Here is a 23,189-nt window from a genome sequence, read left to right on the forward strand (position 1 = left end):
ATCAGGCATGAGCTTGTTCGACGACGAGCCGGTGCCCGTCGATCCCAGGACGGTGCCGCTGGCCGAGCGGATGCGTCCCCGCACCATCGACGAAATCGTCGGCCAGGATGAGCTGGTGGCGCCCGGCCGCCCGCTGCGCGAGATGATCGATCGCGACCTGCTGCAGTCGATCATCCTGTGGGGCCCGCCCGGAACGGGCAAGACCACCGTGGCCCGGCTGATTGCCGACCTGACGAAGGCGGAATTCGTGGCCTTCAGTGCCGTGCTCGCCGGCATCAAGGAGGTCAAGGACGTGATGGCCACCGCCGTGCAGCGCCGGCGCCTGACCGGCAAGCGCACCATCGTGTTCATCGACGAGATCCACCGCTTCAACAAGGCGCAGCAGGACGCGTTTCTGCCGCGCGTCGAAAGCGGCGACATCGTGCTGATTGGCGCGACCACCGAGAACCCGTCGTTCGAAGTCAACGCGGCGCTGCTGTCGCGATCCAAGGTCTTCGTCCTCACGCCGCTGGACGAAGGCGCCATCGTCACCATCCTCCGCAAGGCGCTGACCGACGTGGAGCACGGGTTGGGGCGCCAGAAACCGGAGGCCGACGATGAGGCGCTGCGCGCGATTGCGAGGTTCGCGAACGGCGACGCGCGGTCGGCGCTGAACCTGCTGCAGCTCACCGTGTCGTCGGCGAACAACCCGGCTGGGCGTCCACGCATCGACAAGGCCCTGCTCGAGAAGACGCTGCAGAACCGGACGCTGCTCTACGACAAGAGCGGCGAGGAGCACTACAACCTGATGTCGGCCCTGCACAAGTCGATGCGCAACAGCGACGCCGACGCCTCCATCTACTGGCTGGCGCGCATGGTGGAGGCCGGCGAAGATCCCAAGTACATCGCGCGGCGGCTGATTCGGTTCGCGTCGGAGGACATCGGCAACGCCGATCCGCAGGCCATGACCATCGCCGTCTCGGCCAAGGATGCCGTGCACTTCATCGGCATGCCCGAGGGCAACACCGCGCTCGCGCAGTGCGTCCTGTACCTCGCCACGGCGCCGAAGAGCAACGCGGTCTACACCGCCTACGGCGCCGCCGCCGAGGCCGCGAAGAACGACGTCGCCTCCCCGGTGCCGCTGCACCTGCGGAACGCACCGACGAAGCTGATGAAGCAATTGGACTACGGCAAGGGCTACCAGTACGCCCACGACGAGCCGGACGCCGTGGCGAGCATGGATTGCCTGCCGGAGAACCTGAAGGGGCGGGAGTTCTACAAGCCGACGGACTACGGGTTTGAGAAAGAGATCAGGAAGCGCCTGGCCTGGTGGAAATCCAAGCGGACAGGGTCCGGCTAAAGCCGGACGCCACATCGATGTAGCATCCGGCTTCAGTAGCCACATCGACGTAGCATCCGGCTTTAGCCGGATTGATTACGGCAGGGCGAAGAAGTACACGCGCCCTTTGCTGATCCCCGACATCACGGCGATGTACTGCTTGCCATCCAGCTCGTAGCTGATCGGCGTGGCCACGCCCGGCAGCATCTGCGCTTCCCACAAGGTCTTGCCGGTCGTGGGCTCCATCGCGAACAGCTTGCCGGCGGAGTTGCCCGCGAAGATCAACTGCCCCGCCGTGGAGAGCGCACCGCCGCTCGCGAGGAACGGAATCTTCCACGCCGCCTTCTGCGCGACCGGGTCCCATGCCACGAAGAACCCGCCGGCTGGCGGCGCCTTCGGATCGGGCGGCGGGGGCGGCACCGGCTTGGTTCCCGGTGGTGTCCCGCGGCGAATCCCGAGGTTCCACTGCCCTTCCTTGAACTCGAACTTCTCTTCCATCGCGAACACCGAGCTGGTTTCCTGGCCCGGGTAATACACGAGGCCCGTGGCCGGGTTGAACGCCATGGGCGGCCAGTGATGGGCACCCACCGGTGACGGGGACAAGCGGACCGGGGTGTAGCGGTAGCGCGCGGCTTCGGTCTCGATCGGCCGTCCCGTCTGCTGGTCGATGCCGGTGGCCCACGAAGTGAACACGTAGGGCGCGCCGGAGATCAACTTGCCGGTCGCGCGATCGAGGACGTAGAAGAACCCGTTCTTCGGCGCCTGCATCAGCACCTTACGGACCTGGTTACCGATGGTGACGTCGGCGAGGATCATCGGCTGGGCCGAGTTGTAGTCCCAGTTGTCGCTGGGGGTCGTCTGGTAGTGCCACACGTACTTGCCGGTGTCGGCATTGAGCGCCACGATCGACGCCAGGTACAGGTTGTCGCCGCCGCCGGGGCTGCGGTGGTTGGCGTTCCACGGCGAGCCGTTGCCGGTGCCGACGTAGACCAGGTTCAGTTCAGGGTCGTAGGCAATGCCGTCCCACGGCGTGCCGCCGCCGCCGTACTTCCACCACTGGCCGTTCCAGGTCTTGGCCGCGCGCGCGAGGGCCTCGTCTTCAAATGGCTTCGAGGGGTCGCCGGGAATCACGTAGAACTTCCACGCCAGCTTGCCGGTGGCGGCATCAAAGGCGGCCAGGAAGCCGCGCACGCCGTATTCGGCGCCGCCCTGCCCAATCACGACCTTGCCCTTGACGATGCGCGGCGCGCCCGTGATCGTGTAGTCGGTCCCGGGAGGCGTGGTCTGCACCGACCACACCGGCACACCGGTCTCGGCGTCGAGCGCCAGCAGGCGGCCGTCGAGCAGGCCGACATAGACGCGGCCGTCATACAACGCCACGCCGCGGTTCACCGGACCGCAGCAGGGCCGCGGCCCCATGGCTTCGGTGCCGCCGCGCACCAGCGCCGGGTCGAACTGCCACTTCACCTTCTTCGTCCGCAGGTCAACGGCGTAGATCTCGCTCCAGGTGGAGGTGCCGTAGAGCACGCCGTCGAAGACCAGCGGCGTGGTTTCCAGCTTGCCGTCGGAGCCGACTTCCACCGACCACGCCTCGGCCAGCCGGCTGACGTTGCCCTGGTCGATCTGCTTGAGCGGGCTATGGTGCGTTTCCGCGTAGTCGCGTCCGTAGGTGACCCAGTCGCCGTCGGCCGGTTTCAGCAACGTCGCCTCGTCCACTTTGCGCGCGGCCTGCTGCCCGTTGAGGGCCACCACTGCGACGCATCCAACCAGGCCGGCTGCCACCCAGCCCGCCCAACGCCTTGTCACGATCATGAGGAAGTCTCCCGAGAGGATTATAGGGGTGAGAGCCCGATTTTCAAACGAGCCAGAAAGGTGTTCATCGCCTGGATGACAACGTCCGGAATGTCGTGTCCGCCATCGAAGGGGAACCACGTGACGTCCAGACCGGCCGCCCGGGTGCGCGCCTGGAACCGCTCCATGGCCGCAAACGACAGCACCCCGTCGTTTCGCCCGTGCGCAATGAAGATCGGCAGCTGCCGGCGGCCCGGGAACCGTTCCACCCACGCCGCTTCGTTCACGGGGGTTCCGGAAAGCAGAATGAGGGCGGCCAGCTTCTGGTCTGTTTGAAACGCAATCTCCGCACTCAGCATCGCGCCCTGGGAGAAACCGCCCAGCACGATGGGCTCATGCACGTCCTTCAGGAGGTTGCGCACGAGTTGTGACGCCACCTTGATCCCGGCGGGCCTGCTCGACGACAGGTCGGGCAGGCCGTCGCCATCGCGCGGCATATAGCCCTCGAGCTGCAGCCACCACCATCCCCGCTGGCCGGTGGGGCTGCGCAGGGGGCCTTGGGGAAACATCAGCCGGGCATGTGCGGGAGCCTGGATCTTCCCGACGAACTGCAGCCACTCCTCGGCCCGCGACCCGTAGCCGTGCAGCAAGACGAGCGACGGCGGCCCCGGCCCGCCGCGGACGATGGCCGAGAGGGCGAACACCTGGATCCACAGCCAGAACACGGCCAGCGCCATCAAGGTCACCAGGCCGGCGGTGAAGGTCCAGCGCTTCATCAGATGCGGTCGAAGTTCTTTTCGATTTCGCGCCGGGTGATGCGCAACATCACCGGACGGCCGTGCGGGCACACCGTGGAGTACGCGGTGGCGCGCAGCTCCTCGAGAATGTGGTGCATCTTCTCCAGGGTCAGCGGGTAGTTCGCCTTGACCGCGGCGTGGCAGGCGGTGGTGGCCGCGATCTGCTTGAGCGAGTCCTCGAGCCGCAGTCCGCGGTCGAGGCCTTCGAGATCGTCGGCGAGGGCGCGCAGCGCCGCGTCGCATTCATCGCGCGGGAGCAGCGCCGGCATCGCCGTCACCTTGATGCTGTCGCCGCCGAACTCTTCCACTTCGAACCCGAATTTCGCCAGCGCGTCGGCGCGCGAGATCAACGCGTTGCGCTCCGCCGACGGCAACTCGAGCACCATCGGCACCAGCATGCCTTGGCTCTCGAGAGACTGGGTGGTGAGCCGCTGCATGATCCGCTCGAACAGCACGCGCTCGTGGGCCACGTGCTGATCGATGATGCACAGCCCTTCATCGTCCATGGCAATGATGAAGGTGTCGCGAAACTGGCCGAGGGCAATCATCGGACGGACCGTCGGCAGTGTGTCCGCGGTGGGCGGCGCGACGGCCGCCACTGCTTCGGTCGAGGCCGGCGGCGGTTCGTAGCGAGGCACCGGGTTGTACGAGGGCGCCGGCCCCGGTGGTGCCCAGCGGCTCGTGAAACTGGCGCCGGCCAGCGCTCCGGGGATGGATGGCTGCAGCGGCCGGCCGGGCAACACGTCCGCCGTGTGCAGTGTCAACTCGGGCGCGGGTCCCTTGCCCAGCGCATCGCCAAGCGCGCGGCGGACCATCTCGTGCACGAGCGACTGCTCGCGGAACCGCACCTCCGCCTTGGTCGGGTGGACGTTCACGTCCACGCGGTCCGGCGGCACATCGAGGAACAGGTGCACCTCGGGGCTGCGCTCCTTGTTGGTCGCCACGCTGTAGGAATCGAGAATGGCGTGCGCGATGGTCTTGTCCTTGACGATGCGGCGGTTCACGAACACATGCTGCAGCCCGCGCACCGGGCCCTGTTCCGCCAGCGCGGCGATGAAGCCGTGCAGGCGCAGGCCGCCGAACTCGCGATCGACCGCCACCAGGTCCTGGCGATCGCCATAGAGCTGGTAGATGCGGTCCCACAGGCTCGCCACCGGCGGCACGGCCAGCACCTTGCGGCCGGTGCTGATCAGCGTGAATCCCACCTCGGGGTAACAGAGCGCCAGCTGGGTCACGAAGCGCGAGACCTGGGCGGCCTCGGCGGCGTCGGACTTCAGGAACTTCCTGCGGGCCGGCAGGTTGTAGAAGACGTCGGCCACTTCCACCATCGTGCCTTCGGGGCCGCCAGACTCGACCACCGACTCGATGATGCCGGCATTAACGCGGATCTCGGTGCCGCTGTCACTCCCCCGCGCCCGCGTGCGCAGCCGGAAGTGCGAGACCGACGCAATCGACGGCAGCGCTTCGCCGCGAAACCCCAGCGTGACGATGGCGCCGAGGTCGTCGGCGCGCTTGATCTTACTGGTGGCGTGGCGCTCCAGGCACAATCGCGCGTCATCGGGGTCCATCCCCATGCCGTCGTCTTCGACGCGGATCAACTTCTTGCCGCCGTACTCGACGGTGATGGTGACGCGCGTCGCCTTGGCGTCGATGGCGTTCTCGACCAGTTCCTTCACGACGGAGGCGGGACGTTCCACCACTTCGCCGGCGGCGATCTGGTTGGCGAGGTCGTCGGGCAGACGCGTGATGCGGCCCATTACCACCACCCCGACTTGCGAAACCAGACGAACAGGCCCAGGCTCGAGAGCACCATCACGGCAACGATTTCCCAGAACTGGTACGCGGGGTTGCCAACCAGGCTGGGGATCGGCACGTTCATGCCGAACAGGCCGGTGATCACCGTCATCGGGCCAAACAGGGTCGCGATGACGGCCAGCACCTTGGAGACGTCAGCGAGGCGGTTCGAGACGCTGGCCAGGTGCGCGTCGAGGATGCCGGTGACCCGATCGTGGAACATGATGCCATCGTCGGCCATGCGGGCGAACTGGTCGTAGACGTCGCGGAACCGGTACGCCATCTCCTGGTTGATGATGTCGAACTCGCGCCGGGCCAGGCGGCCCACCGCGTCGCGCTGCGGCACCAGGATGCGCCGGAGCATGGTGATGTCCCGCTTGACCGCGAGGATATCGCCGACCGTCGATTCCGCGGGGTCTTCAATCACGCGATCTTCGATGACGTCGAGCCGCTCCTCGACCTCGTCCACCTCGGGGCGGTAGTGGTCCACCATGGTGTCCACGATCCGGTGAAACAGCGCGATCGGGCCTTCGGCCAGGATGTGGTCGGTGCGCCCGCACAACTCGCTGACGTGGGCGATGCTGCGGCGCTGGCCGTCGTGAACCGTGACCAGGAAACCGGTGGACAGGAAGAAGTCGGTCTCCGTGGTCTCGAACTTATGCTCCTCGGCGTGGAAGTTGATGCCGTGCAGCACGACGTAGAGATACTTGCCGTAGCTCTCCACCTTCGGGTTGGCCTCGCGCTGCACCGCGGCTTCGACGGCCAGTTCGTGCAGGCCGAAGCCGTCTCGCAGGACGGCGGCGTCGGCCTCGGTCGGTTCCACCACGTCCGCCCACACCACGACCCCGCTGTCGGGCGACAGCCAGGCCGGGTCGAGGCGGTCCACCAACTCGGTGCGACCGCCCCTGTGGACGAAGTAGCGAATCAATCCCCGACCTTGACGCTCAGGGCCGCCTGCGCCGCCGCCAGCCGCGCCACCGGCACGCGATACGGCGAGCAGCTCACGTAGTCGAGCCCGACCTTGTGGAAGAAGTGCACCGACGCCGGATCGCCGCCGTGCTCTCCGCAGATACCGAGCTTGAGGTCGGGCCGCGCGACGCGCCCCTTCGCCACGGCCATCGCGACCAGCTGGCCGGTGCCCATGGCGTCGAAGGTCGCGAACGGATCGCGGTCGAGGATCTTCTTGTCCTGGTAGACGCGCAGGAACTTGCCGACGTCATCGCGGGAGAACCCGAACGTCATCTGCGTGAGGTCGTTGGTGCCGAAGGAGAAGAACTGCGCTTCCTTCGCCACTTCGTCGGCGGTCAGCGCCCCGCGCGGCACCTCGATCATGGTGCCGACGAGGTACTTGATCTTGATCCCCTGCTCCTTGATGACGGCGGCGGCCACCCGATCCACCACCACCTTCTGGTTGCGGAACTCGCGCACGTCGCCGACCAGCGGAATCATGATCTCGGGGACGACCTTGAGGCCTTCTTTGTTGAGCCGGCACGCGGCCTCCATGATCGCCCGCGTCTGCATCTCGGTGATCTCGGGATACGTGATCCCGAGCCGCACGCCGCGGTGGCCGAGCATGGGGTTGAACTCGTGGAGCTGCTCCACGCGCGCGAGCAGCGCCTTCTTGTCGTCGAGCGCCTGGCCCTTGACGCCCTTGGCCTCCATGACGGCCACTTCCACCATCAGGTCTTCGCGCTTGGGCAGGAACTCATGGAGCGGCGGATCGATGGTGCGGATCGTGACCGGGGTGCCCTTCATCCCCTTGAACACGCCGTAGAAGTCTTCGCGCTGAAGCGGCAGCAGCTCGTCGAGCGCCGCCCGGCGGTCGGCCTCGTTGTCGGCCAGGATCATGCGCTGGACGATGGGAATGCGGCCTTCGCCGAAGAACATGTGCTCGGTCCGGCACAGACCGATGCCGCGGGCGCCAAAGGCGTAGGCGAGCTCGGCCTGGTCCGGCTGGTCGGCGTTGGCGCGCACGCCCAGCCGGCGGAACCGGTCGGCCCATTCGAGAATGGTGTTGAAGCGCTGGTAAATCTGCGAGGCGGCCGGCTTCATCTTGCCGGCCACGACCTGCAGGATCTCGCTCGGCTGCGACGCCACCTTGGCCAGCTTGACCTCGCCGGTGAGGCCGTCGAAGGCGATGTAGTCGCCTTCCTTCACGGTGTGGCCGTTCACCGTGAAGGTCTTGCCGTGCTCGTCAATGCGCAGCTCGCCGGCGCCGACGATCGAGGGCTTGCCCATCTGGCGTCCGACCACCGCGGCGTGCGAAGTCATGCCGCCGGTGGCGGTGAGAATGCCCTGCGACACCCACATGCCGTGGATGTCGTCGGGCGCCGTCTCGCGGCGGACCAGGACGACCGCTTCGCCCTTGTCCGACCACGCCACCGCGGTCTCCGACGAGAACACCGCCTTGCCGCACGCCGCGCCGGGCGACGCCGGCAGGCCGCGGGTCACGGTCTCGATGCCCTTCCATTCCTTTTGGTCGAACCCGGGCGCCAGCAGTTGCGACAGCGCTTCGGGGTCCACGAGCAGGATCGCTTCCTTGGGCGTGACCAGCCGCTCCTTCGCCATGTCGGTCGCGATCACGACCGCGGCGTAGCCGGTGCGTTTGCCGCTGCGCGTCTGCAGCATGTAGAGCTTCTCGTCCTGGATGGTGAACTCGAAGTCCTGGATGTCCTTGTAGTGGCGCTCGAGCCGCGTCGTGATCTCGCGCAGCTGCTTGTAGGCCCTGGGCATCACCCGCTCGAGCTCCTTGATCGGCTGCGGCGTGCGGATGCCGGCCACCACGTCTTCGCCCTGCGCATTGATCAGGAACTCGCCGAAAAACTCCTTGACGCCGGTGGCCGGGTTGCGCGTGAAGCCGACGCCGGTGCCCGAGCGGTCGCCGGTGTTGCCGAACACCATCATCTGGATGTTGACGGCGGTGCCGATCGAATCCGGGATGTCGTAGATGCGGCGATATTCCCTGGCGCGGGCGTTATTCCACGAGCGGAACACGGCGTTGCGCGCCATCTTCAACTGGTCCATCGGATCCTGCGGGAACACCTTGTGGGTCTTCTTCTTGACGACGGCCTTGAACGCTTCGACGACTTCGCGCAGCGCGGCTTCGTCGAGGTCGGTGTCGAGCTGCGCGCCCCTGGCGTGCTTGATGGCCTCGAACTCGTGCTCGAACTCCGGCTTCGGGATCTCGAGCACCACGCTGCCGAACATCTGCATGAAGCGGCGGTAGCTGTCGAAGGCGAAGCGGCCGTTCTGGGTCCGCGCCTTCAAGCCCTCGACGGCGACATCGTTGAGGCCAAGGTTGAGGATGGTGTCCATCATACCGGGCATCGAGAACTTCGCGCCCGAGCGCACTGACACCAAGAGCGGGTTCTTCGGCGAGCCGAGCGTGGCGCCGGCGGCTTTCTCCAGCTTGCGGAGGTTGGCGACGATCTCCGCCTCGACGCGGTCGGGCAGCTTGTTGTGCTCCTGGTAGTAGATGTTGCAGGCGTCGGTGGAGATCGTGAAGCCCGCGGGCACCGGCAGGCCGGCGTTGGTCATCTCGGCGAGGCCGGAGCCCTTGCCGCCCAGCGTGTCCTTCATGTAGCGGTCGCCGTCGGCCTTCCCGTTGCCGAAGAAGTACACGAACTTCGTGGGCTTTGAAGCAGTGGTCTTCTTCGCCACCTTCGTGGTTCGCTTCTTGGTGGCCGTCTTGGTGGCCGTTGCCTTCTTCTTGCCGCTCTTCTTCGCCATTGCGCCTCTACTCCTGCTAGTCCGATTCGGAAACGAGTTCGGAAACATCCGCGAGCTGGAGGATCAATCCTTCCAGCCGTTTCAACAGCCGCAGCCGCGCGTCGCGCAGCGTCACGTCATCGGCCATCACCATCACATCATCGAAAAACTTCGCGACCGCCGGCCCGGCCTTGGCCGCCTCGGCAAACGCCTGGCGGTAGCCACTGCCCGACGCCACCGCCCGATCGATCACCGGTTGCAGGCGGTCGATCTCCACTGCCAGTGCGAGCTCGGAGGCGTCGGTCAGCGTGCCGCCGAGGTCTGGCGCCGCCTGGTCCAGGTTCCTGGCGATGTTCTTCACGCGCTTGAACAACACGGCGAGCTGCTTGAAGTCCGGTGACTCGGTGAACTCGGGCAGCGTTTCCAGCTTGCGCCGGGCCAGCAGCGGGCTGACCTGCGCCGGCGATCCGTGCGTGACTGCCCGCACGTTGCGGGTGTCGGACCCGCGCTGCTCGAGCACGAACCGGACGCGATCGATCATGAACGACCAGAAGGCATCGTCCAGGCCGCTGGCTGTGACCAGTTGCCCAAGCGTGAGCCGCAGGTCCAGTCCGGTGAACTCGGGCAGGTCCACGAGAATGCGGACAATGCCCTGCGCGGCACGGCGCAGCCCGTAGGGATCGCGGGAGCCGGTGGGACGCTCCCCCGCCGCGAACATGCCGGTCACGGTGTCGAGCTTGTCGGCCAGCGCGACGGCGGCCCAGGTAATCGCGGCCTTGCCGAGCTGGTCCTTCGTGGGCGGCGCGGTCGCTTCCACGCCGACCGGCAGGTAGTGGAAGTAGATGGCCTTCCACACCTCTTCGGGGCGGCCGTCTTCGCGGGCATAAATGCCGCCCATGGTGCCCTGCAGTTCGGTGAGCTCGCGCACCATGTCGGTGGCGAGATCGGCCTTGCAGAGGAGACCCGCCTCCGCGGCGTGGTCCGCCAGGTCGGCGCGGCCGAACACGTCGGCGCAAATCCATCGCGCGAGCTTCTGCACGCGAATGGCCTTCTCCTGGTAGCTGCCCAGCTTCTTGTGGAACAGCACGGTACCGAGCCGATCGATGTACGACGCGAGCGGCTTGTCGCGATCCGCGTCGAAAAAGAAACGGGCGTCGCGCAGCCGCGCGGTCAGTACGCGCTCCATGTTGCGCGCGATCACCTCCGGCTGCTCCGGCTCCATGTTGAGCACAGCCAGGAACACCGGCAGCAGCTGCCCGTGGTCGTTGTTCACCGGGAAGAAATGCTGATGGTGAATCATGGTCGTGGTCAGCACTTCTTTAGGCAGCGTGAGGAACTCGTCGGCGAACCCGCCCGAGACCACGACGGGGTACTCGACCAGGTCCGGCACCTCATCGAGGATGCCCTGCCCGACCAGCGCGCTGGCGATGCGGCCGCCGCGCCGCCGCGCCTCGGCGTCGAGTTCGCGGGCGATGCGATCGTGACGTTCGCCACGCTCGAGCACGACGAAGTTCTCGGCGAGGCGCTTGTGGTAGTCGTCGAAGTGCTTGACCCTGATGGCGCGGCCGGCCCGGCCGCTGGTCGTCAGGAAGCGATGGCCGTAGGTCGCGGGACCGGAATTCACCTCCAGCACGCGCGAGCTGCGGGCCGCCGCCGAGCGGCCGATGGTGACCGGGACGACGCGGCCGCCGTAGAGGCACAGCAGCCAGCGGATGGGGCGGCCAAACGGCAACTCGCCCTTGCCGTCGTCGAGCACCGCGTCCCAGCGCATCTGCTTCGGGAACGACATCGAGCGCAGGACCCCGGCCACCACGCCGGGCAGCACGTCCACCGCGGCCTTGCCGCGCTGGTGCTTCCGCACGCCGATGTATTCGCCCTTGGGCGTCGTGATGCGCTCGATCTGGCCTTCGGGCACGCCCTGCTTCTTGGCGAAGCCGGCGCCCGCGGGCGTCAGCTTGCCGTCGGCGCCAAAGGCCGCCGAGACCGGCGGGCCGGTGACGAGCTCTTCCAGGTCGGTCTGGCGCTCGCCGATCTTCCCGGCGTGCGCGACCAGGCGCCTCGGCGTGCTGTAGGTCTGCACGGGCTCATCGATCGACAGCCGCGCCTCCTTGAGCTTCGCTTCCAGCGCCTGCCCGATCTGCGTCGTCAGGCCCGGCAGCCAGCTGGCGGGGATCTCTTCGGTGCCAATTTCCAACAGCAGTTCGCGGTCCACGTCAGGCTCCGGGCTTCGCGTCCGCGGGCATCTGCTGTGCCGCGTACTCTTTGCAAATGGCAATGGCGAGCTGGCGCACCCGCAGGATGTAGGCGGTGCGCTCGGTAACGCCGACGCTGCCGCTGGAGTCGAGCAGGTTGAACAGGTGCGAGCACTTCAGGCAGTACTCGAGCGCCGGCAGCAACAGCCCGCCCTTGAACAGCTCCTCGCCGAACGTGTAGTTCTCGTCGAACTGGTGGCGATGGAAGGACGAGAAGCGCTCGCGCTCGATGCCGGTGTCCCGGTTGAACGCGTACTTCGACTGCTCGACCTCTTCGCGCAAGCGGACGTCGCCGTACGACTTGCCGCCGCCCCATTCCAGGTCGTACACGTTGTCGACCTTCTGCAGGAACATGGCGATGCGCTCGAGGCCGTAAGTAATCTCGGCCGCGATCGGCGACAGGTCCATGCCGCCCACCTGCTGGAAGTAGGTGAACTGCGTGATCTCCATGCCGTCGAGCATCACCTGCCAGCCGATGCCCCAGGCGCCGAGCGTCGGCGACTCCCAGTTGTCTTCCTCGAACCGGATGTCGTGCTGCCGCGGGTTGATGCCGACCGCCTCGAGGCTGTCGAGGTAGATCTGCTGGATCTCGTCGGGGGCCGGCTTGAGGATCACCTGCAGCTGGTGGTGCTTGAACAGCCGATTCGGGTTCTGGCCGAAGCGCCCGTCGTCGGGCCGCCGCGACGGCTGCACGTAGGCCACGTGCCATGGTGCCGGGCCCAGCACGCGCAGCAGCGTTTCGGGATGCGAGGTGCCCGCGCCCACTTCGAGGTCGAGCGGCTGCTGGATCAAGCAGCCCTGCGAGGCCCAGAAGTGCTGGAGCTTGAGGATGAGGTCCTGGAATGTCACGCGGTTCACGAACGCCGCAGTTCGTTCAGCACGCGAACGGACCGGGGCTCCCTGTCGAGGTGCATCGTAATCAGCTTCCGATGAATCAGTTCAATTTCCCGCAGTACCCGGCTGGAGGCGCCCAGCGACTCCACGTCGCGCGGCGCGGTGCGCCGCACCCCGTCGAGAAACAACGCGGCCCCGCTCGACAGCGTCAGGTCTTCCGGATACACACCCTGCAACCGCAACAACCAACACTCGAAGTACCGGGCCAACGCCTCCACCGGCGTCCCCGTGACCAAGGCCTCGAGCGCGGACGTGCCCAGCCGATACAACCGCTCGTCGACGTCGGCGTCAGCCGCCCACTCGTCGATCAACTCGGCAAAGTAGTGGCTGTAGCCGAGCGCTTCCGGGCTCGGCGCCGACAGCGGTGACCGCACCGGCTCGGCGTAGTTCAACCCCACCAACTCGCGCCGCTCCTTCTCGAAGTACGACACCCGCACTTCGGTCAGCGGCTCGAGCGCGGCGCCAAACCGTTTGCGCGACTTTCCCGCATTGGGTGCAACGCCCCGCTTCTTGCCGCGGTCGCGGGTCAAAAACACCACGATGCGGTCCGCTTCGCCCAGTTTGTAAGTGCGAAGAACGAGGGCTTCGGCCGTGTACAGCGGCATTCCGTAGGCGCCATTGTACTTGCTTGGCACCCCTAAAGGGGTGCCCTACCGACCTACCGAACGAGGTGCCCTACCGAACGAGGTAGCGCAGGAAGATCGTGGCCAGCCCGAGGAACGAGGCGAACCCCACCACGTCGGTAAACGTGGTGATGAATACCGAGGAGCCCAGCGCCGGGTCCACCTTCAGGGCCTTCAACCCGAGCGGCACCAGGGTGCCGGCGGTGGCCGCCACGAACATGTTGCAGACCATGGCCATGCCGAGCAGCAGGGCCAGCACCGGGTCGGCCTTGGTCGCCCACGCGACGCCGGCGGCGACCAGGCCCAGGGCAAAGCCGTTGGCGAGCCCGACCAGGGCCTCCTTGGCCAGCGCCTTCTTGCCGTTCGTCCAGCTCAACTCGCCGAGGGCCAGGCCGCGGACAATGACGGTCAGGGTCTGGGTGCCGGCGTTGCCGCCCATGCCGGCGACGATGGGCATGAAGATCGCCAGCGCCGTGACCTGCTGGATGGTGCCTTCAAACAGCGCCACCACCGACGCCGCGACGAAGGCCGTAACCAGGTTGGCCAGCAGCCACGGCAGGCGCTTGCGGAAGGCCTCGCCCGCCGGAGTCGTGACCCGTTCATCACCCGACACGCCGGCCAGGCGCAGCAGGTCTTCCGAGGCCTCGTCCTTGATGACGTCGATGACGTCGTCCACGGTGACGACGCCGACGAGCTTGTTCTCCTCGTCGACCACCGGCACGGCCAGCAGGTTGTACGACGCCACCTGGCGCGCCACTTCTTCCTGGTCGGTGTCGACGCGGACGCTGGTGACCTCCGCCGTCATGATCCGCTTGAGCGGCGTTTCAGGAGAGACGAGCAGCAACCGGCGCAACGAGGTGACGCCCACCAGGTGGCGGCGCGCGTCCACCACGTAGAGGTAGAACACCATCTCGACGTCGCGCGAGCCCTGCAGCGCCGTGATGGCCTCGCCCACCGTCAGGTCTTCGCTCAGGGCAAAGACCTGCGGGTTCATGATGCGGCCCGCCGTCTGCTCGCCGTACTCGAGCAGGCTCTCGACCTGGCCCGACTCGCGGCGCCGCATCAACTCCAGCACTTCGCTGGACAACTCGTCCGGCAGGTAATCGATCAGCGCGGCGGCGTCGTCTGATGGAATTTCCTGCAACAACCGGGCAATCTCTTCGGCCGACCGGCCGGTCAGCAGCTTGGCGCCCTCTTCGGGCCCCATCTCGCTGACGCTTTCCATCGCCAGGCGGCCGCTGCGTTCGACCAGCAGCGAAAACACCGCCTGCCGCTCGGTGTCGAGCAGCGATCCGAACACCGACGCCAGGTCCGCGGGGTGTTGTTTCTGGAGGAGGTTCAGCAGATTGGCCGTCGCGCCAATGCGGAGCAACCGCTTGACCGAGTCGAGGACGACGTCAATTCTGCGTGGCGGAGCCATGGTGACGGAGCAAGTTTACACGCGAGGTCGCAGATTTGGCCGCACTAAAGTGCGGCCCTACGATCGTTTCTTTCGTGATGGCAGCCCGAGTGAGTCGAGCATGCGCTCGTCCTCGCGCCAGCCCTCGCGCACCTTGACGTGCAGGTCGAGGAACACGCGCGCGTCGAAGAACTTTTCGAGCTCCTTCCGCGCCGCCGTGCCGATCTCCTTGATGCGCGAGCCCGCCCGCCCCACGAGGATCGGCTTCTGGCTGTCGCGGTCCACGAGGATGGTGCAGAAGAATCGCATCAGCCCCTTGGCGTCCGCCTCCTCGAACTTGTCCACGACCACGGCGGTGGAGAACGGCAGCTCGTCGCGCGTTTGTTGCAGGACCTGCTCGCGGACCAGTTCGGCGACAAAGAACCGCTCGGGCTGGTCGGTGAGGTAGTCCTCGGGATAGATGGGCTCGCCCTCCGGCAAGTGCGTCAGCAACACCTGTTCGAGCCGGTCAACATTCTCGCCGGTCAGTGCCGACACCGGCACCAGGTCTGCAAAGCCGACTTCTTTCTCGTATTCAGCCAGGCGCGGGAGCAGCGATCCTTTGTCGGCGATGTCAACCTTGTTGAGCACCAGGACCCGCGGCACCTTCGACTTGCGGATCACATCCATCAGATAGTCATCGCCGGCCCCACCCGGTTCGCTGCCATCGACGACGACGGCAATGACGTCAACTTCCTTGAGGGTCTCGAGCGCGGCGTCGACCATGCGAACATTCAGGCGATGGAGCGGCTTGTGCACGCCCGGTGTGTCGAGGAAGACAATCTGCCCTTCTGGATACTGGCGGACGCCGACGATCCGGTTCCGGGTGGTCTGGGGCTTGTCGGACACAATCGCGATCTTCTGGCCGACCAGGCGATTGAGCAGCGTGGACTTGCCGGCGTTGGGGCGGCCGATCAGGGCGACAAATCCGGCTTTCATCGTGGCCCCTGGCTGCCGTTGGCCGTCGCCTCGTCATGCCGGCTCATGCGGACCCGCGTGATGCGGCGCTGCTCGGTCTCAAGGATCTCCACGTCGAGGCCGTCCAGGTCGAAGCGCTCGCCCACCGCGGGCACGCGGCCCAGGCGTGAGAGCAGGTAGCCTCCGACCGTCTCGAAGCCGTGCCCTTCGATCGTCACTTTCAGCAGGTTGGCCATCTCTTCCACGTGCACGCTGCCGCTGAACACGAATCGCCCCTGCCCTTCGTCGATAATCCGCTCGACTTCCACGTCGTACTCATCCCGGATCTCGCCGACGATTTCCTCCAGCAGGTCCTCGACGGTGATGATGCCGGCGGTGCCGCCGTACTCATCCACGACGATGGCGCTCTGGATGCGCTTGCGCTGGAACTCCTTGAGCAGTTCCGGCACGCGCTTGGTCTCCGGCACGAAGTGCGCGGGCCGGATCAGCGGCGTGATCGGCCCCGAGGTGGGCGCCCCGCGCATGATCAGGTCTTTCACGAACACGAACCCCACCACGTTGTCGAGCGTCTCTTGGTAGACGGGGATGCGCGAGTACTGCTGCTCCCGGAACAACGCCTGGAGTTGTTCGATGGTGGAAGTCTGGTCGAGGCCGATGATGTCGGGCCGCGGCGTCATCACTTCACGGACCATGGTTTCGCGGAAGTCCGCCAGGTTGCGAAGCAGCTGGCGGGCCTGGCCGTCCTGCGCGGCTTCCACCTCGGCCTGGACCGGCGTCGTGTCCTCGCTCGGTGGCGGCGCGGCGTGTCCGTTGCCGTTGGTGGCCCGTTCCTTCCGCCGGCTGGTGCCCATGCGCAGGAAGGCCGCGGTCAGCGGACGCAGCGTCTTGGCGACCACGTCGAACGATGGCAGCAGCACGTCGAGCACGCGCTCGGGGTCGCGCCGCACGACCAGCAACGGGATGAAATGCTCGCAGGTCACCATGATGCCGATCACCGACAGCACCAGCACCGGGAAGCCGGCCGGGTCCACGCCGGTCAGGCGCGCCACCAGCGCCGTGGACAGCACCGTGATAATCGAGAAGAGGATGCGGACCGGGATGAACAGCCGGCGCGGGTCGTCCAGGTACCACCCGAGCGCGTCATCGCGATCGGTGCGTTCGGCGTGGATGCGCAGCGACAGCCGCATCAGCGCGTTGAAACCGGCCGATACCGTGCCCAGGTAGGTGGCGGCGCACCCCAGGAGAAACAGCAGCAGCGGTGTCATCGGGTCCTGGGCGCACGTCTCCCAGTCGAAGGGCGGCTCCGTTCGATCAGCCCTTCGCGCAGGCCGGCCTTCTGGCGCAGCCGCGTTTCGGCGCGCGCCATCTTGCCGGCATCGGTCTCGTGGTCGTAGCCCATCAGGTGCAACAGGCCGTGGAGCGCCAGGATCTTGAGTTCCGTGCTGAGCGGATGCCCCGCGTCACGGGCCTGGCGGGCGGCCACGCCCGCCGCAATCACGATGTCGCCGAGGAACGAAGTAACGCCCGGCATGTGCGTGGCCGGAAACGACAGCACGTCCGTGGCGATGTCTTTCCCGCGGAACTGCCGGTTAAGGGCGCGCATGCGGCGGTCCGAGACCACCGCGATGCTGACGTCGCCGCGCGCCACGGCCGGCGCCGCGCGCTGGAGCCAGGCGGCCAGCCCGCGCGTGGACGGAGCCGAGGTGTCGGGAGTCGCAACGCTAACGTGTAGACGGGCCGCTGCCATATGCGTCGTACGCTTTCACAATTGCCTGCACGAGCTTGTGCCGGACGACGTCGCGCTCGTCAAAGTAGATGAAGGAGATGCCGTCTACCTTCCCCACCACTTCCATCGCCTGCACCAGGCCGGAGGTCTTGCCCATTGGCAGGTCAATCTGCGTGACGTCGCCCGTGACGACGGCCTTCGAGCCGAAGCCGAGGCGGGTCAGGAACATCTTCATCTGCTCGCTCGTGGTGTTCTGGGCTTCATCCAGGATCACGAACGCGTCGTTGAGCGTGCGGCCGCGCATGAATGCCAGCGGCGCCACCTCAATGGTGCCCCGCTCGAGCATGCGCTCCGCCTTCTCGACGTCGAGCATGTCGTAGAGCGCGTCGTAGAGGGGGCGCAGGTACGGGTTGACCTTTTCCTGCAGGTCGCCAGGCAGGAACCCGAGCTTCTCGCCGGCCTCGACCGCCGGGCGGGCGAGCACGATGCGGCTGACCTTCTTCGCCAGCAGGTAGCTGACCGCCTGCGCCATCGCGAGATAGGTCTTGCCGGTGCCGGCGGGCCCGATGCCGAACACGATGTCGTGTTGTTCGATGGCGTCGAGATAGCGGCGCTGGTTGACCGACTTCGGCGCAATCCGCTTCTTGCCGGCCTGGCGGAGCTGGCCGTCCTTGAGAAAGTGGTCGCGCAGATCGACGGCGCCGTCGTCGACCAGCAGTTGCGACGCGGTCTTCACGTCGCGATCGGAAATGGAGTGGCCTTCGCTGATCAGGGCGCCCAGTTGCTCGACCAGGCGCGCCACCTTTGCAGTGTCCGCCGGCATGCCCTCGACCAGCAGTTCGTGGCCCTGGGTCCGGATGCGGACGTTGAGGAGGTCTTCGAGTTGCCGGAGGTTCACGTCGTAGGCCCCAAACAGGGTCGACATGCCCGCCTCGGGCACCGCTACCTTACGCATCGACGCGGTACTGATTCGCCTATCTCCTTGTGTAACAAATAGTTAACGGTGCGATGTCGAGCGTAGCACCGCCGCCGGAACGGGTCAAGGTTATCACTGTCGCTGTTGGCTCGGCGCGGAGCGGAGCTACCCGCCGTTCGTTGAGCCGGTGCTGCAGCATCGGCCCAGCGACGAGCCATCGCGACAATGTCGTCCCTGTACTACGGCCGATGCGCTGTTGGCTGCCGTCATCAAACCGGAGGGCCAACGTATACGGGCCGACGATCTCGAAGTGCTCGACGCAACGGCTCGATCTTGACGGGAGGCTTACCGGATTGCAAGTCCACGGAGAAGGGCGTGCGCAACGTAATCCGTGTGGAAGCCGAGGCCGACACCGTGAGCTTTCTGGTGAACGGCACGAAGGTGCTGGACGTGCCGCGCGCGGCGGCCGGCGCGCAAGCAGCCCTGACGAAAGCCAGAGGAATCGCCCCCTGCGGCGGTGACGAAGGGAGCCGGCGGCAGTAGAATGCGGGCTGACCGCATGAGCCTGCCGAAGGGAACCCGCCTCGGTCCGTACGAAATCCAGTCGTTGCTCGGTGCGGGCGGCATGGGACAGGTGTACCGCGCGCGCGATACACGGCTCGACCGCGCCGTGGCGGTGAAGGTGCTCCGCGCCGACGCGGCGCCGACGGCGGCCACGCGCGAACGCTTCGAGCGGGAGGCTCGCGCCATCTCGCGTCTCTCGCATCCCCGCGTCTGCGCGCTCTTCGACGTCGGAAATGCCGACGGCATCGAGTACCTCGTAATGGAACTGATCGAAGGCGAGACCTTGGCGGCGCACCTCGCCAAGGGGCCGCTGCCGCTGGACGAACTCCACCGCTACGGCGTTCAGATCGCCCAGGCGATTGCGGCCGCCCATCGCGAAGGCATCGTGCACCGGGACCTCAAGCCTGGCAACGTGATGCTCACGTCATCGGGCGTGAAGCTGCTGGATTTCGGCCTGGCCAAGGCCCTGCAGCCGGCGCCGACCGCCGCCGATGCCCCCACCGTCACCCCGCTCACCTCGCAGGGCACATGGCTCGGCACCGCGCCGTACATGGCGCCCGAGGTGCTCCAGGGCCGGCCCGCCGACACGCGCAGCGACCTGTTCGCGCTCGGCGCCGTGCTCCACGAAATGGCCACCGGCACGCGAGCCTTCACCGGCGACAACGCCGCCACCATCACCGGGGCCATCCTCCACCAGGACCCGCCACCGGTGTCGTCGATCAGGCCCGAGGTGGGGCCCGCCTTTGATCGCCTCGTGCGCGAGTGCCTGGCCAAGGACCCCGACACGCGCTGGCAGTCGGCGCACGACGTGGCGCTGCAACTGGCGGCGGACGATGTCGCCGCGCGGCCCGTCGATGCGCAGCCGCGCGGGGCGCGCAGCCCGTGGCTCGGCTGGACCCTGGCAGCCATCGCGATGGTCATCGCCGTCGCCAGCCTCCTCACGCGCGATTCGACACGGTCCGGCATCCCGGAGCGGCTCGACCTGCACGTCAACCCGCCGACCCGCGCCTTTGCGTACAACGCCGATATGGTCACGTTTGCCATCTCGCCCGATGGCCGCGACCTGGCGTTTGTCGCCACCGATGGCGACGGAGTCCGTCGCGCATGGCTGCGACGCCTGACGGCGGTCGACGCGAAGCCCCTGCCGGGCACGGAAGGAGCCGAGTCGGTGTTCTGGTCGCCCGATGGCAGCGCCCTCGCGTTCTTCGCCGGCGGGATGTTGAGGCGGCTCGACCTGACCACGGGCGTGGCACTTCCCCTCGCCGAGGTACCTCGGGGAAGCGGGCTTTCTGGCACCTGGGGCGCCAACGGAGAAATCCTCTTCGCCAGCTCGGAAGGCCAGGCCATCTACCGCGTGACCACCGCCGGCGGGCCCGCGACGGTGCTCGTCAAGCCAGATCCGGCTCGCGGCGAGACGAAGGTGCAGTTCCCGCACCACCTGCCGGATGGCCGGTCGTATCTGTACTTGCTGAACACGGCTGATGGCCGGTGGCTTCAACGGGCGGCGCCCGGCGAGGCGGCTGTGCGTGTCGGGCCGATTGAGTCAAACGTGGCGTATCTCGACAGCGGACACCTGGTGTTCGCCAAGCACGGCACGCTGATGGCCCAGCGGTTCGACGCAGCAACCGGCCAGCTGGCTGGCGAGCCGATCGCAATGGCCCCCCAGGTCCGCTTCTTCCTGACCACGGGCGCCGCCGCCTTTGCGGCCTCGCGAAGCGGGTCGATCGTGTACCAAGCCCAGCGTGACCGCTCGCGGCTGGCCTGGGTCGACCGGGCCGGGCACGAGGGCGGCTCGGTGGGATCACCGGGAGACGACATCAGCCTTCGCATCACACCGTCGGGCCAGGCGGCGCTGCTGAGCCGCGCCCTGCCAAGCACCGGGACCTTCGACGTGTGGTCGGTCGATCTCAGCCGCGGCACCGAATCGCGGCTCACGCCGGAAGATGTGCGCACGGAAGTGTATCCGGTCCCAGTGCCCGGGACCGACGACGTGATCTACGGCGTCCCCGTCGGGAACGCGCCGCGGCTCAACCGTCACAACCTGGCGACCAGCAAGACCGAGGTGCTGTTGCCGGGCACCCGATTTCAGATTGCCAGCGATGTATCTCCAGACGGAACGCGGCTGGCATACTCGGAGCGCGGGGACAACGGCAACTTCGTTCTCTGGACACTCCCGCTGGCGGAACCGTCGAAGGCCACGGTGCTGCGCCGCTCCAGGGCCAACGAAGGAAGCCTGCGCTACTCCCCTGACGGACGGCACTACACCTTCACCTCCACCGAGTCAGGCCGCCAGGAGATCTACGTAGCGGCGGTGGCGGGCGGCGCGGCCGTGCCCGTGTCGGTCGGCGGAGCCGTGATGGCGAGGTGGCCGCCCGACGGCCGGGAGATCATCTACCTGTCGCTTGATCGCCGGCTCGTCTCGGTACCGTTCCGATCGGCGCCGGCCATCACCCTGGGGGTGGCTGTCACGCTGTTCGGCGTTGGGGAGAAGGGCTGGATCGACTTCGACCTCGCCCCCGATGGCAAACGGTTCCTGGCCATCGTCCCTGACCTGGTGGCCGACGAGCAGCCGCTCACGGCGATCCTGAATTGGCGCGGCGCTCCGCGCTAGATCCTGAGTCCTTACGATCCTACCTATGAAGGCATTCCAGTAGGCACCCACTCAGGCGATGGGCTTGATATGCAGCTCACGCATCTGGCGCGGATCTACGGAGGACGGCGCGTCGCACATCAAATCCACGGCCTGCGTGGTCTTCGGGAACGGGATGACCTCGCGGATCGACGTCTCGCCCGCCAGCAGCGCGCAAATGCGGTCGAGGCCGAGGGCCAGGCCGCCGTGCGGCGGCGTGCCGTACTCCAGGGATTCGAGGAAGAAGCCGAACCGGTTCTTCGCATCCTCGTCCGACAGCCCCAGCAGGCGGAACACGTTGGCCTGGGTTTCGCGGTCGTGGATACGGATGCTGCCGCCCCCCAACTCCCATCCGTTGAGGATGACGTCGTAGGCCTTGGCCATCACCTTGCCGGGATCCGACTGCAGCAGGTGCAGGTCTTCCTCGCGCGGCGCGGTGAAAGGATGGTTTACCGAATCCCAGCGCTTCTCGCCGGCGTTCCAGTCGAACAGCGGGAAGTCCGTGACCCAGGTCAGCTCCCACTTGCCGGCCGGGATCAGGTTCTGTTTTTTCGCAACCTGCAGGCGGAGTTGGCCGAGCACCTTCGACGCCGCGTCGGGGGCGCCCGAGGCCAGCACCAGCAGGTCCTCCTTCGATGCGCCTGACGCCTCGAGCACCGTGCGCGTGCCCTCCTCGCCAATCGCCTTCGCCGACGCCTGCACGCCCTCGGCGGTGTGGCGCGCGTAAATGAGTCCGGCGGCGCCCAACTGCTTCGCCTGTTCGACCAGTTCATCGACCTCGCGCCGCGAGAACTTCGCCGCGCCGGGAATCACGAAGCCGCGGATGGTGCCGCCATGGGCGACGGCTTCGCGGAAGATGCCGAACGGCGACTCGGCGAAGAGCGGCCCGAAGTCCTGGATCTCGAGGCCGAACCGCAGGTCCGGCTTGTCGGAGCCGTACTTCGCCATGGCCTCGGCATACGCCATGCGACGGAAGGGGCGCGGGATGTCCACGCCGATCTCCTTGAAGCACGCCGCCAGCGCGCCCTCGACGATCTCGTACACCATCGGCGGCGTCGCGAACGACATCTCGAGGTCCACCTGCGTGAACTCGAGCTGCCGATCGGCACGCAGCGCCTCGTCGCGGAAACAGCGGGCGATCTGCACGTAGCGATCGAAGCCGGCGATCATCAGGATCTGCTTGAAGATCTGCGGCGACTGCGGCAGCGCGTAGAACTCGCCCGGGTGCACGCGGCTTGGCACCAGGAAGTCGCGCGCGCCCTCGGGCGTTGACTTGGTCAGGATCGGCGTTTCGATCTCGTAGAAGCCGTGTTCGTCGAAGTACTTGCGCAGCGCGATCGTGATGCGGTGCCGCAGGGCCAGGTTGTGCTGCAACTGCGGGCGCCGCAGGTCGAGATAGCGATACTTCAGCCGGGTCTCTTCCGAGACGTTCTGGTCTTCCGCAATCGAGAACGGCGGCGTCTTGGCCTCGTTGAGAATGCGCACTTCTTTCGCGCGCACCTCGACCTCGCCGGTGGGCAGCGACAGGTTGATGGTCTCGGGCGATCGCCGCTCGGCCTCGCCAAGAATCGCGACCACGAACTCGGAGCGGATGCGCTTGACGCGCTCGAGCAGCGCCTCGTCGCCTTCGACAATGACCTGGGTCAGGCCGTGGCGATCGCGCACGTCGAGAAACAACAGCGACCCGAGGTCGCGGACACGGTGCACCCACCCCAGCAGGACGACGTCCTGGCCGACGTCAACGGGGCGCAGGGCGCCACAAGTGTGCGTGCGAGCGAGCGATCCGAGCTGTTCAGCCATTGTCTCTTCTGTAGCCTCCGG

Annotated in this window: 17 protein-coding genes; 3 read left to right on the top strand and 14 right to left on the bottom strand. The window is 66.9% G+C overall.

The annotated features are described in order from the left end of the window. Nucleotides 1-7 precede the first annotated feature (7 nt). Nucleotides 8-1,339: a replication-associated recombination protein A gene (locus WC815_22410; protein MFA5911539.1), complete on the top strand. Its 1,332-nt coding sequence runs from the start codon at nucleotides 8-10 to the stop codon at nucleotides 1,337-1,339. 75 nt (nucleotides 1,340-1,414) lie between these two features. Here the strand turns inward: WC815_22410 and WC815_22415 are convergent, their stop codons facing one another. From WC815_22415 to WC815_22475, 13 genes are all read right to left on the bottom strand, one after another. Next, complete coding sequence (locus tag WC815_22415) at nucleotides 1,415-3,130, bottom strand: PQQ-dependent dehydrogenase, methanol/ethanol family (protein ID MFA5911540.1); 1,716 nt, start codon at nucleotides 3,128-3,130, stop codon at nucleotides 1,415-1,417. A 20-nt stretch (nucleotides 3,131-3,150) separates the two neighbouring features. Then, nucleotides 3,151-3,885 (bottom strand): alpha/beta fold hydrolase, encoded by a 735-nt coding sequence (locus tag WC815_22420; GenBank protein ID MFA5911541.1) that lies wholly within the window; start codon nucleotides 3,883-3,885, stop codon nucleotides 3,151-3,153. Next, nucleotides 3,885-5,663: a DNA mismatch repair endonuclease MutL gene (gene mutL, locus WC815_22425; GenBank protein MFA5911542.1), complete on the bottom strand. Its 1,779-nt coding sequence runs from the start codon at nucleotides 5,661-5,663 to the stop codon at nucleotides 3,885-3,887. Before mutL ends, WC815_22420 begins: the two co-directional genes overlap by 1 nt. Continuing rightward, on the bottom strand, nucleotides 5,663-6,628 hold the full coding sequence (locus WC815_22430; GenBank protein MFA5911543.1) for a magnesium transporter CorA family protein: 966 nt from the start codon (nucleotides 6,626-6,628) through the stop codon (nucleotides 5,663-5,665). Before WC815_22430 ends, mutL begins: the two co-directional genes overlap by 1 nt. Next, the gene (gene ppdK, locus WC815_22435) at nucleotides 6,625-9,429 is read right to left on the bottom strand and encodes a pyruvate, phosphate dikinase (GenBank protein MFA5911544.1); all 2,805 of its coding nucleotides are present in this window, start codon (nucleotides 9,427-9,429) and stop codon (nucleotides 6,625-6,627) included. The genes WC815_22430 and ppdK overlap by 4 nt, the downstream gene beginning before the upstream one ends. Before the next feature lie 16 nt (nucleotides 9,430-9,445). Next, nucleotides 9,446-11,620: a glycine--tRNA ligase subunit beta gene (glyS, locus tag WC815_22440; protein MFA5911545.1), complete on the bottom strand. Its 2,175-nt coding sequence runs from the start codon at nucleotides 11,618-11,620 to the stop codon at nucleotides 9,446-9,448. A 1-nt stretch (nucleotide 11,621) separates the two neighbouring features. Further along, nucleotides 11,622-12,518 carry a glycine--tRNA ligase subunit alpha gene (locus tag WC815_22445; GenBank protein ID MFA5911546.1) on the bottom strand — a complete coding sequence of 299 codons (897 nt, stop codon included), beginning with the start codon at nucleotides 12,516-12,518 and terminating at the stop codon, nucleotides 11,622-11,624. Further along, complete coding sequence (recO, locus tag WC815_22450; GenBank protein MFA5911547.1) at nucleotides 12,515-13,159, bottom strand: DNA repair protein RecO; 645 nt, start codon at nucleotides 13,157-13,159, stop codon at nucleotides 12,515-12,517. Before recO ends, WC815_22445 begins: the two co-directional genes overlap by 4 nt. Before the next feature lie 70 nt (nucleotides 13,160-13,229). Continuing rightward, nucleotides 13,230-14,597, bottom strand: coding sequence for a magnesium transporter (gene mgtE, locus WC815_22455; GenBank protein ID MFA5911548.1), 1,368 nt, complete (start codon nucleotides 14,595-14,597; stop codon nucleotides 13,230-13,232). Nucleotides 14,598-14,654: 57 nt separating this feature from the next. Continuing rightward, entirely contained in the window at nucleotides 14,655-15,554 is a 900-nt protein-coding gene (era, locus tag WC815_22460) for a GTPase Era (protein MFA5911549.1), read from the bottom strand. Continuing rightward, on the bottom strand, nucleotides 15,551-16,798 hold the full coding sequence (locus WC815_22465) for a hemolysin family protein (protein MFA5911550.1): 1,248 nt from the start codon (nucleotides 16,796-16,798) through the stop codon (nucleotides 15,551-15,553). Before WC815_22465 ends, era begins: the two co-directional genes overlap by 4 nt. Beyond that, entirely contained in the window at nucleotides 16,795-17,280 is a 486-nt protein-coding gene (ybeY, locus tag WC815_22470; GenBank protein MFA5911551.1) for an rRNA maturation RNase YbeY, read from the bottom strand. Before ybeY ends, WC815_22465 begins: the two co-directional genes overlap by 4 nt. Continuing rightward, on the bottom strand, nucleotides 17,255-18,214 hold the full coding sequence (locus WC815_22475) for a PhoH family protein (GenBank protein MFA5911552.1): 960 nt from the start codon (nucleotides 18,212-18,214) through the stop codon (nucleotides 17,255-17,257). The genes ybeY and WC815_22475 overlap by 26 nt, the downstream gene beginning before the upstream one ends. A 336-nt stretch (nucleotides 18,215-18,550) precedes the next feature. On the opposite strand from WC815_22475, the gene WC815_22480 reads away from it, so the two are divergent. Together WC815_22480 and WC815_22485 are read left to right on the top strand one after the other, a co-directional pair. Then, complete coding sequence (locus tag WC815_22480; GenBank protein MFA5911553.1) at nucleotides 18,551-18,718, top strand: hypothetical protein; 168 nt, start codon at nucleotides 18,551-18,553, stop codon at nucleotides 18,716-18,718. Between the two features lie 16 nt (nucleotides 18,719-18,734). Beyond that, nucleotides 18,735-21,350: a protein kinase gene (locus WC815_22485; GenBank protein ID MFA5911554.1), complete on the top strand. Its 2,616-nt coding sequence runs from the start codon at nucleotides 18,735-18,737 to the stop codon at nucleotides 21,348-21,350. A gap of 51 nt (nucleotides 21,351-21,401) precedes the next feature. On the opposite strand, the gene aspS is transcribed toward WC815_22485, so the two are convergent. Next, nucleotides 21,402-23,168 (bottom strand): aspartate--tRNA ligase, encoded by a 1,767-nt coding sequence (aspS, locus tag WC815_22490; protein ID MFA5911555.1) that lies wholly within the window; start codon nucleotides 23,166-23,168, stop codon nucleotides 21,402-21,404. Between the last annotated feature and the right edge of the window lie 21 nt (nucleotides 23,169-23,189).

This window comes from Vicinamibacterales bacterium (genome assembly GCA_041659285.1).
Classification (GTDB): Bacteria; Acidobacteriota; Vicinamibacteria; order Vicinamibacterales; family UBA2999; genus 12-FULL-67-14b.